General features: G+C 72.7%; 14 protein-coding genes. 4 read left to right on the forward strand and 10 right to left on the reverse strand.

Annotation, left to right across the window (positions count from 1 at the left end; translation table 11 throughout):
- Nucleotides 1–38 precede the first annotated feature (38 nt).
- Nucleotides 39–1,322, forward strand: coding sequence for a thymidine phosphorylase (locus tag ACYU8V_RS20555; protein WP_460850051.1), 1,284 nt, complete (start codon nucleotides 39–41; stop codon nucleotides 1,320–1,322).
- Nucleotides 1,323–1,398: 76 nt separating this feature from the next.
- Here the strand turns inward: ACYU8V_RS20555 and ACYU8V_RS20560 are convergent, their stop codons facing one another.
- Nucleotides 1,399–2,097, reverse strand: coding sequence for a MopE-related protein (locus tag ACYU8V_RS20560; protein ID WP_460850054.1), 699 nt, complete (start codon nucleotides 2,095–2,097; stop codon nucleotides 1,399–1,401).
- Nucleotides 2,098–2,113: 16 nt separating this feature from the next.
- Nucleotides 2,114–2,566 (reverse strand): MaoC family dehydratase, encoded by a 453-nt coding sequence (locus ACYU8V_RS20565; protein ID WP_460850056.1) that lies wholly within the window; start codon nucleotides 2,564–2,566, stop codon nucleotides 2,114–2,116.
- A gap of 59 nt (nucleotides 2,567–2,625) precedes the next feature.
- Here ACYU8V_RS20565 and ACYU8V_RS20570 point away from each other — a divergent pair, with 59 nt between their 5' ends.
- Nucleotides 2,626–3,708, forward strand: a complete 1,083-nt coding sequence (locus ACYU8V_RS20570; RefSeq protein WP_460850057.1) for an adenosine deaminase — start codon at nucleotides 2,626–2,628, stop codon at nucleotides 3,706–3,708.
- On the opposite strand, the gene ACYU8V_RS20575 is transcribed toward ACYU8V_RS20570, so the two are convergent.
- Genes ACYU8V_RS20575 through deoC form a run of 4 tightly spaced genes read right to left on the reverse strand, consistent with a single transcriptional unit; the run spans nucleotide 3,677 to nucleotide 7,558 of the window.
- Nucleotides 3,677–4,312, reverse strand: coding sequence for an ATP-binding protein (locus ACYU8V_RS20575; protein ID WP_460850059.1), 636 nt, complete (start codon nucleotides 4,310–4,312; stop codon nucleotides 3,677–3,679). The two genes, ACYU8V_RS20570 and ACYU8V_RS20575, sit on opposite strands and share 32 nt — an antisense overlap.
- On the reverse strand, nucleotides 4,305–5,168 hold the full coding sequence (locus ACYU8V_RS20580) for an aldehyde dehydrogenase family protein (RefSeq protein ID WP_460850061.1): 864 nt from the start codon (nucleotides 5,166–5,168) through the stop codon (nucleotides 4,305–4,307). The genes ACYU8V_RS20575 and ACYU8V_RS20580 overlap by 8 nt, the downstream gene beginning before the upstream one ends.
- Nucleotides 5,168–6,601: an aldehyde dehydrogenase family protein gene (locus ACYU8V_RS20585; RefSeq protein ID WP_460850062.1), complete on the reverse strand. Its 1,434-nt coding sequence runs from the start codon at nucleotides 6,599–6,601 to the stop codon at nucleotides 5,168–5,170. The genes ACYU8V_RS20580 and ACYU8V_RS20585 overlap by 1 nt, the downstream gene beginning before the upstream one ends.
- Nucleotides 6,602–6,613: 12 nt before the next feature.
- Entirely contained in the window at nucleotides 6,614–7,558 is a 945-nt protein-coding gene (deoC, locus tag ACYU8V_RS20590) for a deoxyribose-phosphate aldolase (protein ID WP_460850064.1), read from the reverse strand.
- A gap of 45 nt (nucleotides 7,559–7,603) precedes the next feature.
- Here deoC and chrA point away from each other — a divergent pair, with 45 nt between their 5' ends.
- Complete coding sequence (gene chrA, locus ACYU8V_RS20595; protein WP_460850066.1) at nucleotides 7,604–8,956, forward strand: chromate efflux transporter; 1,353 nt, start codon at nucleotides 7,604–7,606, stop codon at nucleotides 8,954–8,956.
- Here the strand turns inward: chrA and ACYU8V_RS20600 are convergent.
- The 4 genes from ACYU8V_RS20600 to ACYU8V_RS20615 are packed head-to-tail and all read right to left on the reverse strand — an operon-like array spanning nucleotide 8,943 to nucleotide 13,796.
- Entirely contained in the window at nucleotides 8,943–10,589 is a 1,647-nt protein-coding gene (locus ACYU8V_RS20600) for a phospho-sugar mutase (protein WP_460850068.1), read from the reverse strand. The genes chrA and ACYU8V_RS20600 overlap by 14 nt on opposite strands.
- Before the next feature lie 28 nt (nucleotides 10,590–10,617).
- Entirely contained in the window at nucleotides 10,618–11,628 is a 1,011-nt protein-coding gene (locus ACYU8V_RS20605; RefSeq protein WP_460850070.1) for an aldo/keto reductase, read from the reverse strand.
- Nucleotides 11,629–11,661: 33 nt separating this feature from the next.
- Nucleotides 11,662–12,039 (reverse strand): MerR family transcriptional regulator, encoded by a 378-nt coding sequence (locus ACYU8V_RS20610; RefSeq protein ID WP_460850072.1) that lies wholly within the window; start codon nucleotides 12,037–12,039, stop codon nucleotides 11,662–11,664.
- A gap of 53 nt (nucleotides 12,040–12,092) precedes the next feature.
- On the reverse strand, nucleotides 12,093–13,796 hold the full coding sequence (locus ACYU8V_RS20615; protein ID WP_460850074.1) for a phosphatidylglycerol lysyltransferase domain-containing protein: 1,704 nt from the start codon (nucleotides 13,794–13,796) through the stop codon (nucleotides 12,093–12,095).
- Nucleotides 13,797–13,911: 115 nt separating this feature from the next.
- Between ACYU8V_RS20615 and ACYU8V_RS20620 the strand changes: the two genes are divergently transcribed.
- A partial coding sequence (locus ACYU8V_RS20620; RefSeq protein WP_460850075.1) for a hypothetical protein occupies nucleotides 13,912–14,180 on the forward strand: 269 nt, incomplete at its 3' end.

Here is a 14,180-nt window from a genome sequence, read left to right on the forward strand (position 1 = left end):
CCCGCCGGGGCGCCGGCGGCCTCGTCTAGGGTCGCGCCATGACGCACGACGCCATCGAGGTCATCACCACCAAGCGGGATCGGGGCGTGCTCAGCACGAGCCAGATCGACTGGGTGATCGACGCCTACACCCGCGGCGCGGTCGCTGACGAGCAGATGTCGGCACTCGCCATGGCGGTGCTGCTCAACGGCATGGACCGGCGCGAGATCGCCGACTGGACCGCGGCGATGATCGCGTCGGGGGAGCGGATGTCGTTCGCGTCGCTGAGCCGGCCGACCGCCGACAAGCACTCGACCGGTGGCGTGGGCGACAAGATCACGCTGCCGCTGGCGCCGCTCGTGGCCGCGTGCGGCGTGGCGGTGCCGCAGCTGTCCGGGCGCGGTCTCGGGCACACCGGCGGGACCCTCGACAAGCTCGAGTCGATCCCGGGGTGGCGGGCCCTGCTGTCCAACGAGGAGATGCTCGCCCAGCTGGAGTCGGTGGGAGCCGTCATCTGTGCCGCCGGCGACGGCCTCGCCCCGGCGGACAAGAAGCTCTACGCGCTGCGCGACGTCACGGGCACCGTCGAGGCGATCCCGCTGATCGCCTCCTCGATCATGAGCAAGAAGATCGCCGAGGGCACCGGCGCGCTGGTGCTCGACGTGAAGGTCGGCAGCGGCGCGTTCATGAAGTCCCTCGACCGCGCGCGGGAGCTGGCCGAGGTGATGGTCGGCCTCGGCACCGACGCCGGGGTGCGCACGGTCGCCCTGCTCACCGACATGGACACGCCGCTCGGGCTGACCGCGGGGAACGCGATCGAGGTCACCGAGTCGGTCGAGGTGCTCGCCGGCGGTGGGCCGGCGGACGTGGTCGAGCTGACGGTCGCGCTGGCGCGCGAGATGCTCGCGGCCGCCGGTGTCGACGACGTCGACCCGGCCGAGAGGCTGGCCGACGGGTCGGCCATGGATGCCTGGCGCCGGATGATCTCCGCGCAGGGCGGCGACCCGGATGCCGCGCTGCCGGTGGCGAAGGAGTCGCACGTCGTGACCGCTCCGGCCGACGGCGTGCTGACCCGCCTCGACGCGATGGCGGTCGGGGTCGCGGCATGGCGCCTGGGCGCCGGCCGCGAGCGCAAGGAGGACCCGGTGCAGGCCGGCGCCGGCGTCGTCTGGCACGCCCGCCCGGGTGATCAGGTGCGGGCGGGGGAGCCGCTGTTCACGCTGCTGACCGACACCCCGGAGCGGTTCGACCGCGCGCTGGCCGCGCTGGAGGGCGGCTACGAGGTGGGATCGGCAGGTACGTCGTACACGCCGAGCCCGCTCATCGTCGACCGCATCTGCTGAGGCCCGTCGTACCTGATGGTTCGGCCCTGGTTCCGGCGGAGATGGGGCCGAACGGTCAGGTACGACGGGGCCGGACTCACTCGATCTCGTCGATGACCCCGTCGCAGTCGTCATCGAGACCGTTGCCGGGGATCTCGGCGACCGGCTGCGGTCCTGACTCGGGTGTCTGGGCGTAGAAGGGCGCCGCGGTCGTCTCCGTGCGCGACCAGCTGAACGTGCAGATGCCCACACCCGACTGGCCGCTCAGGTGCGCGTCGAGGAGGCCGTTGCAGTCGTCGTCCTTGCCGTCGAACACCTCCGCGGCCCCCGGGTGGATCGCTGACGCGGCGTCGTCGCAGTCACCCTGGTCGGGGGTGAAGCCGTCGCCGTCCGCGTCGGTGTCGCCGGCGTTCGTGCACTTGAAGGTGATCGTGCCGTTCGTCGCGACTGCGGTCGCCACGATGCCGGGGCTGTGCCCCGGCACGTCGCAGCTCGAACCGATCTGGGGTGCACCGGGTGCACCCGGCGCTCCGGAGGGACCGGTCGGTCCCGTAGGCCCTGGGGATCCCGGCGCACCGCTCGGTCCGGTCTGTCCGCGCAGCTGCGCACGGGCGCTCGCGGCGAGGTCGCGGGAGCTGAGCGATCCGTCCTTGACGTCGCGGCCGGTGACCGTGCCGTCCTTGATCTGCGCCCCGGTGATCAGGGACGTCGCGGTGGCCCCTGCGGTCGCTCCGGCGACCAGCAGGGCCACGCTGCCCAGCACCAGGGGTACTCGGCCGAGGGAGATGCGCCTCATGACGCGAGGGTAAGCCTCAGGGAAGGAGCAGGACCACGGTTTCGGCGATCATCGCCGGCTTGTCGACGCCGTCGATCTCGATGGTGTGCTGGACGGTGAGCTGCTTGCCCTTGGGGATGTCGGTCACCGTCGCGATCTTGACGTGCACGCGGACCTTCGAGCCGACCAGGACCGGGTGGGGGAAGCGGACCTTGTTGACGCCGTAGTTCAGCTTGGCGCCGGGGGTCTGGAGGCTGAAGACCTGGCTGCCCAGCCAGGGCACCAGGGAGAGGGTCAGGTAGCCGTGCGCGATGGTCCCGCCGAACGGGCCCTGCTTGGCGCGCTCGAGGTCGACGTGGATCCACTGGTGGTCGCCGGTCGCGTCCGCGAACTGGTTGACCCGTCGCTGGTCGATGGTGACCCACTCGCTCGCGCCGAGCTCCTCGCCGGCGGCCTGCTCGAGCTCGTCGAACGTGGTGAAAACCCGCATCGCAACCGTCTCCTCCGTGGTACCCGTGGGCCGCCATGGCCCAGTGGAACAATGCCGTCATGGAACCTACCCGCTCCGCGACCGACGATCTGCTGGTGTCCGCACCGAAAGTGCTGCTGCACGACCACCTGGACGGCGGGTTGCGGCCGGCGACGATCGTCGAGCTGGCGGCGCGGGTCGGGCACGAGCTGCCGGCCGACGACCCCGAGAAGCTGGGCGCCTGGTTCCGGGACGCGGCCGACAGCGGGTCCCTGGTGCGCTACCTCGAGACCTTCGCGCACACCCTCGCCGTGATGCAGACCGCCGAGGCGATCACCCGGGTCGCGCGCGAGGCGGTCGAGGACCTCGCGGCGGACGGCGTCGTGTACGCCGAGATCCGCTACGCGCCCGAGCTGCACCTGGCCGACGGGCTGAGCCTCGGTGAGGTGGTCGACGCCGTCCGGCTCGGCTTCGACCAGGGCATGGAGGCCGCCGGCGGCCGGATCGTGGTGCGCCAGCTGTGCACCGCGATGCGCCAGGCCGCGCGCGCCATGGAGATCGCCGAGCTGGCCATCGAGGGCCGCGACCTGGGCGTCGCGGGCTTCGACATCGCGGGTCCTGAGGCCGGCTTCCCGCCGTCGCGGTTCCTCGACGCTTTCGAGCACGTGCGCCGGGAGAACGGCCACATCACCATCCACGCCGGCGAGGCCTTCGGTCTGCCGTCGATCTGGGAGGCCGTGCAGTGGTGCGGCGCCGACCGGCTCGGCCACGGGGTGCGGATCATCGACGACATCGCCCTGGGCGCCGACGGGGCTCCGGAGCTGGGCCGGCTGGCGGCGTACGTCCGCGACAAGCGCATCCCGCTGGAGATGTGCCCGTCGTCCAACGTGCAGACCGGCGCCGCGGCGTCGATCGCCGAGCACCCGATCCGGCTGCTCGCCGATCTCCGCTTCCGGGTCACGGTCAACACCGACAACCGGCTGATGAGCGGCACCTCGATGAGCCGGGAGTTCGGGCTGCTCCGCGACGCGTTCGGCTACGGCCTGCGCGACGTCGAGTGGTTCACCCTCAACGCCATGAAGTCGGCGTTCCTGCCCTTCGACCAGCGGCTGCGGATCATCAACGAGGTCATCAAGCCGTGGTACGCCGACCACTGCTCGTGAGCCCGGCCAGCTCGGCGTAGGCGGCGTCGCCGGACGCGACCCGGCAGCCCGCGGCCTGCGCCCGGCGTACGATCCGGCGCTGGGCGCGCGCCAGCGCGAGGCCGCGGCGGACCAGCACCAGCGGGGGCTTGCGGCGCTCACGCAGGTCGCGCGACAGGCGGCGGGTGAAGGTGATCAGCGGGTGCTGGGTGATGCAGTACGCCGCCGCGAGGACACCCGCGTCCCGGCACGCCGCCACGACCTGGTCGGCGAAGATGCCCTCCGCGCAAAAGAGCCTGCTGCCCGCGAGGTCGAGGACCTGGTGGCCGGTCGCGCGGCTCTGCGGGATCGAGTAGTCCGGGGTGTCGGTCCGGCCGGTGCGGCACAGCTCGAGCAGCGCGGCCACGGCCGCCTCCCGGTGCCAGCTGGCGGGGTCGTCCCAGTCGGCGAGGCCGTGGTTGTGCCCGGCCGTGATCCGCGGGAGCGACGGGTCGTCGCCGTCCTTGTAGAAGTCGTCGAGCCGCAGGGTCGGCCAGCCCTGGGCGCGCTGGAGCCGCTCGGCGAGCCGGGACTTCCCGGCACCCGAGGGTCCGGCGAGGACGACGACGCGGGCCGCCTCAGACACCGATCGGGTGCCAGACGGTCTTCAGTTCCAGCGCCCACGTCATCCGGTCGATCCCCGGCTCGGCGAGCCAGTCCGGGGCGGCGGCGGGGGCCCGGCGTACGCGCTTGAGGTTGTCGGCGGCGGCGACCTCGAGGGCGGTGGCGAGCTCGGGGTCCGCGACGCCGGTCAGGTCGATGGCGTTGACGTCCATGTGCGAGGCGAGCCAGGGCGCCACGTCGGCGACCGGGCCGGTGAGGATGTTGACGACACCGGCGGGGACGTCGGAGGCGTCGAGCACCTCGGCCAGCGTGATCGCGGTCAGCGGGTGGGCCTGGCTGGCCAGCACGACCACGGTGTTGCCGGTGACGATCAGCGGCGCGAGCACGCTCACGAGACCGAGCAGGGCGCCCTTCGGCGCCAGCACCGCGACCACGCCGGTGGGCTCGGGGCTGGTGAGGTTGAAGTAGGGCCCGGCGACCGGGTTCTGGCTGCCGATGACCTGACCGATCTTGTCCGCCCAGCCGGCGTACCAGACGAGGCGGTCGACGGCGGCGGCGACGTACGTGCGCGCCTTGGCGGTCGTGACGCCCTCGGTGCGGACGAGCTCGGCGACGAACTGGTCGGCGCGCGACTCGAGCACCTCGGCGATCCGGTAGACCACCTGACCGCGGTTGTACGCCGTGCGCGACGACCAGCCCGGGAACGCCTTGCGTGCCGCCACGACCGCGTCGCGGGCGTCCTTGCGCGAGGCCTTGCTCGCGTTGGCGAGGAACCGGCCCTTCGCGTCGGTGACCTCGAAGGTGTGCCCCGACTCCGAGCGCGGGAAGGCGCCGCCGATGTAGAGCTTGTAGGTCTTGCGCACGTCCACCCTGCTCATCACTCGGCCCCCTTCAGGTAGGCGCTCAGACCCTGGAGCCCGCCCTCGCGGCCGTAGCCGGACTCCTTGTAGCCGCCGAACGGGCTGGTCGGGTCGAACTTGTTGAACGTGTTGGCCCAGACCACACCGGCCCGCAGCTCGCTGGCCATGTGCAGGATCCGCGACCCCTTCTCGGTCCACACGCCGGCGGACAGGCCGTAGGGCGTGTTGTTGGCCTTCTCGATCGCCTCGCTCGGCGTGCGGAAGGTCAGCACCGACAGGACCGGCCCGAAGATCTCCTCGCGCGCGATCCGGTGGGCCTGGGAGACGCCGGTGAAGATCGTCGGCGGGAACCAGAAGCCCGCGCCCGGCAGGTCGCACGGCGCGGACCAGCGCTCGGCGCCCTCGTCGTCGCCGACGCCCGCCAGCTCGCGGATCCTCGCCAGCTGCTCGGCGGAGTTGATGGCGCCGACGTCGGTGTTCTTGTCGAGCGGGTCGCCGACCCGCAGTGTGCCCATCCGCCGCTTCAGGCTCGCGAGCAGCTCGTCGGCGATGGACTCCTGGACCAGGAGCCGCGACCCGGCGCAGCAGACATGGCCCTGGTTGAAGAAGATGCCGCCGACGATGCCCTCGACGGCCTGGTCGATGGCGGCGTCCTCGAAGACGATGTTGGCGGCCTTGCCGCCGAGCTCCAGGGTGACCCTCTTGTCGGTCCCGGCGACCGCGCGCGCGATCGCCTTGCCGACCTCGGTGGAGCCGGTGAAGGCGACCTTGTCGACGTCGGGGTGGGAGACGACGGCCTGGCCGGTCGCGCCCGCCCCGGTGACGATGTTGACGACGCCCGGCGGCAGGTCGGCCTGCTGGCAGATCTCCGCGAACAGCAGGGCGGTCAGGGGAGTGGTCTCCGCGGGCTTGAGCACCACCGTGTTGCCGCACGCCAACGCGGGCGCGACCTTCCACGCCAGCATGAGCAGCGGGAAGTTCCACGGGATCACCTGACCGGCGACGCCCAGCGGCTGCGGGTTCGCGCCGAGCCCGGCGTACGCGAGCTTGTCGGCCCAGCCGGCGTAGTAGAAGAAGTGCGCGGCGACGAGAGGTACGTCGACGTCGCGGCTCTCCTTGATCGGCTTGCCGTTGTCGATGGACTCCAGGACGGCCAGCTCCCGGGAGCGCTCCTGGATGAGGCGCGCGATCCGGTAGAGGTACTTGGCGCGCTCGGCACCGGGCATCCGGCTCCACCCGCGGAAGGCGCGGCGGGCGGCGCGGACCGCGAGGTCGACGTCGGCCTGCGAGGCCTCGGCGATCTCAGCGAGGCTCTCCTCGGTCGCCGGGTTGATCGTCTTGAACGACTCCCCGCTCCCGGAGACGAACTCACCGTCGATGAACAGCCCGTAGGAGGCCTTGATGTCCACGATGCCGCGCGACTCGGGCGCGGGGGCGTACTCGAATGTCATCCGCTGATCGCCTCAGTCCAGGGTGAAGTAGTCGGGGCCGCTGTAGCGGCCGGTGGCGAGCTTGGTGCGCTGCATGAGCAGGTCGTTGAGCAGGGTCGAGGCGCCGAACCGGAACCAGTCCGGGGTCAGCCAGTCGGCGCCGGCGACCTCGTTGACCATGACCAGGTACTTGATCGCGTCCTTGGTCGTGCGGATCCCGCCCGCCGGCTTCACGCCGATCTGCGTGCCGGTCGCCTCGCGGAAGTCGCGCACGGCCTCGAGCATCACCAACGTGACCGGCAGCGTCGCGGCGGGCTGCACCTTGCCGGTGGAGGTCTTGATGAAGTCCGCGCCCGCCAGCATGGCCAGCCACGAGGCGCGTCGTACGTTGTCGAGGGTCTGCAGCTCGCCGGTCTCGAAGATCACCTTGAGGTGCGCCTCGCCGCAGGCCTGCTTCGTGGCGACGATCTCGTCGTAGACCTGCTGGTAGCGGCCGGACAGGAACGCGCCCCGGTCGATCACCATGTCGATCTCGTCGGCTCCGGCCGCCACCGCGTCGCGGGTGTCGGCGAGCTTGACCGCCATCGACGCCCGCCCGCTCGGGAACGCGGTCGCCACAGCCGCCACGTTCACGCGGTCGCCGACCACCTCCTTGACCGGGCCGACCATGTCGCCGTACACGCAGACGGCCGCGACCATGGGGCAGGTCGGATCTGCCGGGTCCGGGTGCAGTGCCTTGGCGCCCAGCGCCCGCACCTTGCCCGGGGTGTCCTGCCCCTCGAGGGTGGTGAGGTCGACCATCGAGATGGCCAGGTCGATCGCATAGGCCTTTGCAGTGGTCTTGATCGAGCGCGTGCCGAGGGCCGCGGCGCGGGCCTCGGCGCCGACCTGGTCGACGCCCGGGAGACCGTGCAGGAAGCGCTTGAGCGACGCCTCGCTGGACGCCACGTCGGCGAGGCTGGGGGCGCTGACAGACATGTGCCCCAGCATAGGGTCGGCCGTCTCCGGCACTAGCCTTCAGACGTGGGCCGTGACCGAGACGTGATCCCCCTGCGCGAGGCGACCCGGGCCTGGGCGTCGATCGCCGCGCAGACCTTCGGCGGACCGGCCGGCCAGATCGCGGTCATGCAGCACAAGCTCGTCGACGAGAAGCGATGGATCGGGCAGCGCCGGTTCCTGCACGCGCTCAACTACTGCATGCTGCTCCCCGGCCCCGAGGCGCAGCAGCTCGCCATCTACACCGGCTGGCTGCTCAACGGCACGGCCGGCGGGCTCATCGCCGGCACGCTGTTCGTGCTCCCGGGCGTCGTCGCCCTGCTGGCGCTGTCGGCGATCTACGTCGGCTTCGGCGACGTCGGCTTCGTCAGCGCGGTGTTCGCCGGCGTCGGTCCGGCGGTGATCGCGATCGTGCTGCAGGCCGTCATCCGGGTCGGCTCGCGGGCGCTCCGGCACCGGCTGCTCGTGGGCCTGGCGGTGTTGGCGTTCGTGGCGCTGGCGGTCTTCCGGGTGCCGTTCCCGGTCGTGGTGCTCGGGTCGGGCGTGATCGGCTGGCTGCTCGGCCTGCGGCTGCGCGAGCTCGGCGAGCCGAAGCAGCACGGCAGCTCCGACGGCCCCGAGCCGCTGGTGAGCGACGAGCTGCTGCACCACAGCCCACCGTCGCTGCGGCGTACCCTCACGCTGTTCGTGGGCGGGACCGTGATCTGGCTGGCGCCGGTCGCCGTCCTCGCGCTCGCCCTCGGCCGCGACTCGACGATCGTCGACGAGGGCGTGTTCTTCTCCGGCACCGCTCTGGTCACCTTCGGCGGTGCCTACGCCGTGCTCTCGTACGTCGCCCAGCAGGCCGTCCACGTCTACGGCTGGCTCGCGCCGAACGAGATGGTGCGCGGGCTGGGCCTCGCCGAGTCGACGCCCGGCCCGCTGATCATGGTCGTGCAGTTCGTGGCGTTCCTGGGCGCCTACCGTTCGCCCGGCTCGCTCGACCCGTGGGTGGCGGCCGTCGTCGGGTCGTTCACGGTCACCTGGGTCACGTTCGTGCCCTGTTTCGTGCTGGTGCTCGGTGGGGCGCCGTACGTCGAGCGCCTCCGCGCCAACCGGCACCTCACGGCCGCGCTGACCGCGATCACCGCTGCCGTGGTGGGCGTGATCGCCAACCTCGCGGTGTTCTTCGCGCTGCACACGCTCTTCACCCGGACCCGCACCGTCGTGCGCGGCCCGATCCACGTGGAGCTGCCGGTCCTCGGCGCGGCGAGCGGCGAGGCGTTCGCGCTGACCGCGGCGTGCCTGGTCGCGATGTTCGGGCTGCGCTGGGGGCCGCTCCGCGTGCTCGGGCTGGGGGCGGGGCTCGGTGTCGCGTGGTGGCTGATCAGCCGGCTGTGATGCCGGCCGCGGCCGCCACGTCCCGCTTCAGGGACGCGAGCTGCTCGGCCGCCGTCGCGCGGGCGGCACCGACGTCGCCACCCTCTGCCACGGGGATCACGACCTCCAGGTAGCACTTGAGCTTGGGCTCGGTGCCGCTCGGCCGGACGATGACCCGGCCCCCGCCGGCCAGCCGGTAGCGCAGGCCGTCGGTGGGCGGCAGGTCCGCGCTGCCGGCCGACAGGTCATCGGCCGCCTCGACCTCGCGCCCGCCGAGCGTCGTCGGCGGGTGCTCGCGCAGGCGCGCCATGGCCGCGCCGATCTCGGCCAGGTCGGTGACCCGCACGGACAGCTGGTCGGTGGCGAAGAGCCCGTAGCGCCGGGCGATCGCGTCGAGCTCGTCGAGGAGCGTGCGTCCCTCCGCCTTCGCGCCGGCCGCCATCGCGCAGATGACCAGCGCCGCCGAGATGCCGTCCTTGTCGGCGACGTTGGCCGGGTCGACGCAGTAGCCCAGGGCCTCCTCGTAGCCGAACGCCAGCCCGGGGATCCGGCCGATCCACTTGAAGCCGGTGAGCGTCTCCCGCGCGGGCTGCCCGTACGCCGCCGCCTGGCTCAGCAGCAGCGACGACGAGACGATCGACGTGGCGTAGACGCCCGCGCGACCCGACCGCAGCAGGTGCTCGCCGAGCAGCGCGCCGACCTCGTCGCCGCGCAGCATCCGCCAACCCTCGCCGGTGGGCACGGCCACGGCGCACCGATCGGCGTCGGGGTCGTTGGCGATCACCAGGTCGGCGCCCTGCTCGGCCGCGAGGGCGAGGGCGAGGTCCATCGCGCCGGGCTCCTCCGGGTTCGGGAAGGCCACGGTCGGGAAGTCCGGGTCGGGCTGCGCCTGGCGCGCCACGATCCGCGGGTGCGGGAAGCCGGCCCGGTGCAGCGCGTGCGCGGCGAGGTGCCCGCCGACGCCGTGCAGCGGCGTGTAGACGACCGACAGGTCGCGCGGACCGTCGCCGGCAGCGCTGACGACCGTGTCGAGGTAGCGCTCCACGATGCCCTCGCCGAGCACCGCCTCGTCGCCGACCGCCACCCGCCGCACCGAGTCCACTGCGCCCACCGCGGCGATCCGCGACGCGATGCCGGTGTCGGCCGGCGGCACGATCTGCGACCCGTCGCCCAGGTAGACCTTGTAGCCGTTGTCCTGCGGCGGGTTGTGGCTCGCCGTCACCATCACGCCCGCCACGCAGCCGAGCTCGCGGATCGCGAACGCCAGCAGCGGCGTGGGCAGCGCGCGCGGCATCAGCAGCGGCCGCAGGCCCGCCCCGGCCATCACCTCCGCCGTGTCACGCGCGAAGACGTCGGAGTTGTGGCGGGCGTCGTACCCGATGACGACGGGGGACCCCGGGGCGGCCCCCTCGTCCAGCAGGTACGCCGCCAACCCGGCCGCAGCGCGGATCACGACGACGCGGTTCATCCGGTGCGGGCCGGCGCCCAGGCGGCCGCGCAGGCCCGCCGTACCGAACTCCAGGGGGCCCTGGAACCGGTCGCCGAGCTCGGCGAGGTCGCCGCGCGCGACGACCTCCTCGAGCTCGGCCCGGGTGACGGGATCGGGGTCCTCCGCGATCCAGGCGCGGGCGCGGGCCAGGAGGTCGTCGCTCATGCCTCGCAGCGTAGGCCCCGGCCGGAGGTCAGCTGTCGATGTGGCTCATGTCGCCGTACCGGCTCCCCGCGACCGCGTCGCGCGGCACCGCGCGCTCGAGTGCCGTCAGGTCCTCGGCGGTCAGGGACACGTCGAGCGCGCCGACGTTCTCGTCCAGGTAGCGCACCCGCCGGGTGCCCGGGATCGGCGCCACGCCCAGCCCCTCGCCGCCCTGCGCGAGCACCCACGCCAGCGCGAGCTGGCCGGGCGTGCAGCCCTTGTCCTCGGCGATCGCGCGGATGCGGTCGACCAGCTCCAGGTTCGTGGCAAGGTTGTCGCCCTGGAACCGCGGGAAGTACGCCGACGCCCGACCGTCGCCCTGCTCCAGCGTCGTCCACTCCTGCTTGCCGGTGAGCATGCCGCGGCCCAGCGGCGAGTAGGGGACCAGGCCGATGCCGAGCTCGCGGATCGTCGGCAGGATCTCGTCCTCGAGGTCGCGGGTGAACAGCGAGTACTCGGTCTGCAGGGCGGTGATCGGGTGCACGGCGTGGGCCCGGCGGATGGTCTCGGGCGAGGCCTCGGAGAGTCCGAGGAAGCGCACCTTGCCCGCCTCGACGAGCTCCTTCATCGCGCCGACGGTCTCCTCGATCGGGACGCTCTTGTCGACGCGGTGCTGGTAGTAGAGGTCGATGTGGTCGACGCCCAGCCGCTGGAGCGAGGCGTCGCACGCGGCGCGGACGTACTCCGGGCTTCCGTTGATGCCGACCCGGGTGCCGTCCGGGAGCCGCTCGTTGCCGAACTTCGTGGCCAGCTGCACCTCGTCGCGACGACCGGCGATCGCCCGGCCGACGAGGATCTCGTTGGTGAACGGTCCGTACATGTCGGCGGTGTCGAGGAAGGTCACGCCCAGGTCGAGCGCGTGGTGGATGGTGTCGATGCCGCCCTGCTCGTCGGAGGTGCCGTAGAACTCCGACATGCCCATGCAGCCCAGACCGAGGGCGGAGACGGTGAGCGGGGCGGTGGTGCCGAGGGTGCGGCGGGGGATGGTGGTGGTCGTCATGGCACCAGCCAACTCCTTGGAGTGCACTCCAGGTCAAGCGCTCCGCTCGAGCAGCGTGTCGGCGTACAGGCCGATCTTGTAGTCGATCGCCGCGAGGTGCGCCGTGACCTCCGCCAGCTGCGCCAGGACGTGCTCGCGATGGGCCTGCAGCAACGCCAGCCGATCGGCCTCGTTGCCGGCTCCGGCCCGGACCAGCGCCGCATAGCGGCGGACGTCGCGGATGGGCATGCCGGTCGATCGCAGGCGGGTGATCAGCACGATCCAGCGCAGGTCGGCGTCCTCGTAGCGGCGATGCCCGCTGGCCGAGCGCGGCACCGCGCGCAGCAGCAGCTCGTCCTTCTCGTAGTAGCGCAGGGTGTCGACGGTGAGGCCGAGCCGCTCGGCGGCGGCGGCGATGGGGAGTCCGGTCACCGGCCCAGTGTCGCTCCTGGAGTGCGCTCCAGGTCAACGCTCGGCGTCCGGGCTCAGGTGGTGAGGAGCTCCGGCTCCTCGCCCTTGGGCTTGTTCCACGCCGGCGTCGGCACGAACGCCTCGGCCTGCAGGACGGCGCTGACCACGCCCGCGAGGTCGCTGGTCTTCGGGTAGACGAGGTAGCGCGGCACCCACTCGGGCCGGTACTTGTCGTTGGAGCGGTAGAGCGAGTCGATCTGCCAGAAGCGCGACGCGCCCATCAGCAGCGCCCGGCCGAGCCGCGCGGTCGGGCCGGCACCGAGCTGCTCGCCACGGGCCAGGACGCCGCGGAAGACGGCGAAGTTGAGCGAGACCCGCTCGACGCCGAGCGCGGGGGCCTCGGCCATCAGGCCGGCGACCATGGTCTCGATGACGCCGTTGGGGGAGGTGCGGTTGCGGCGCATCAGCTCCAGCGACAGCCCGTCCTTGCCCCACGGCACGAAGTGCAGCAGGCCGACCGGCGTGTCGTCGGCACGCGCCAGGACCACGACCGCGTCGCCGTCCTGCGGCTCGCCGAAGCGGTTCAGCGCCATCGAGAAGCCGCGTTCGACCGCGCCCTCGCGCCACTCCTCGGCCAGGTCACGCAGGTGCTCGACCTCCTCGGCGGGCAGGTCGCGCATCCGGCGTACCTCCGTCGAGAGGCCGTTGCGCTCGCACCGCGACACCGCCTGGCGCACGCCGCGCATCTCGCGGCCGTCGAGGGTGAAGCGGGGCGCGTGCAGGATCGCCTCGTCGCCGAGCTCGAGCACGTCCAGGCCGGCCCGCTGGTAGGCACGGGCGGCGGCCTCGCCGGCGCCGATCACGGCGGGCGTCCAGCCGTTGGCGCGGGCCTCGTCCATCCAGGCGCTGATCGCGCCGTCCCAGGCATCGGGGTTGCCGACCGGGTCGCCGCCGGAGAGGCTGACGCCGCCCAGCACGCGGTAGGAGATCGCGGCGCCACCGGGACCGAAGATCGCGGAGCGGTCGTCGCGCAGCGTGAAGTAGCCCAGCGAGTCCTGGCTGCCCCAGCGGTCGAGCAGGGCGCGCATCCGCTCCTCGTCGGCCTGCGAGATCGGGGCGGGACCGGCCGGGGGCCGCAGCAGCGCCATCAGGGCGACGACGAGCACCGCCGCGCCCAGCACCGCCAGCGCCGTGGTGGCGATCTCCTGGTGCCGGGTGTTGTTGAAGGTGATCGGGCCGGGGATGCCGATCAGGCCGAGGAAGGCCTGCACGACCCGGTCCAGCGCGGTGGTGCCGCGCTCCTGGCCGTCGCCGTCGACGGTGAGCCAGATCCAGCCCAGCCCGGCGGCGACGAGCGGGCCGACGACGATGACCGACAGCACCGCCTTCACCGAGCGGGTGTCGGGGCGGGCCGTGAACTGCTCGCGGCCCAGGAACAGCAGCACCGCCATCGCGGTGCACATCACGGACTCCTCGACGTCGAGGCCCTTGAGCAGGTGCGTGGCGGCGGCGAGCAGGGTCAGGATCAGCGCGATCAGCCAGGCCCGGTGCTTGGCGCGGCGCAGGCCGCGGGCGAGCAGGATCAGCATGATGCCGATCGCCGCCGTACCGGTCGTGGCAGCCGCAGGGAACACGCCCGGCACCAGCGAGTTCACGACCTCGCTGCGCGCGTCGATGGTCGGGGACAGGGCGCTGCCGACCGAGGCCACCCCCACGACGAAGATGAGCCGAGAGAGCCAGGTGGGCGTCAGCAGTGCCGCCCAGAACCGTCCGAACACGTCCTTCATGCTAGACGTGGATCGCCCGAACGGCGTGGTCCGCGCGGTCACCCCGATCGCCCCGGCTCGCCGATTCCGCAGGCGGAGCGGTGTCCGCCCCGCTAGGTTGCGGCCCGTGGGGGACAAGCAGGAGACGTACGCCGTCGCGGAATCGCTGCGGGCACTGGTGGAGGCCTACGGGGCGAAGGTCGTCGAGCATCCGGACCAGTTCGTGGCCGCGATGGACGACTTCGTCGGCGACGACGAGGTGCAGCCGGGGGAGCGGTCGCTGCTCGCCGACGCGGTCCGGCTCGGGTCGCCGCGGCGGGTCGCCGAGCTGATCGGCCACGGCGCCACGGCGCCGGCCGCGGTGCGCCACGCCGGGGCCGAGCTCGACCGGGCCCG

It is taken from the genome of Nocardioides ultimimeridianus (assembly GCF_054777895.1).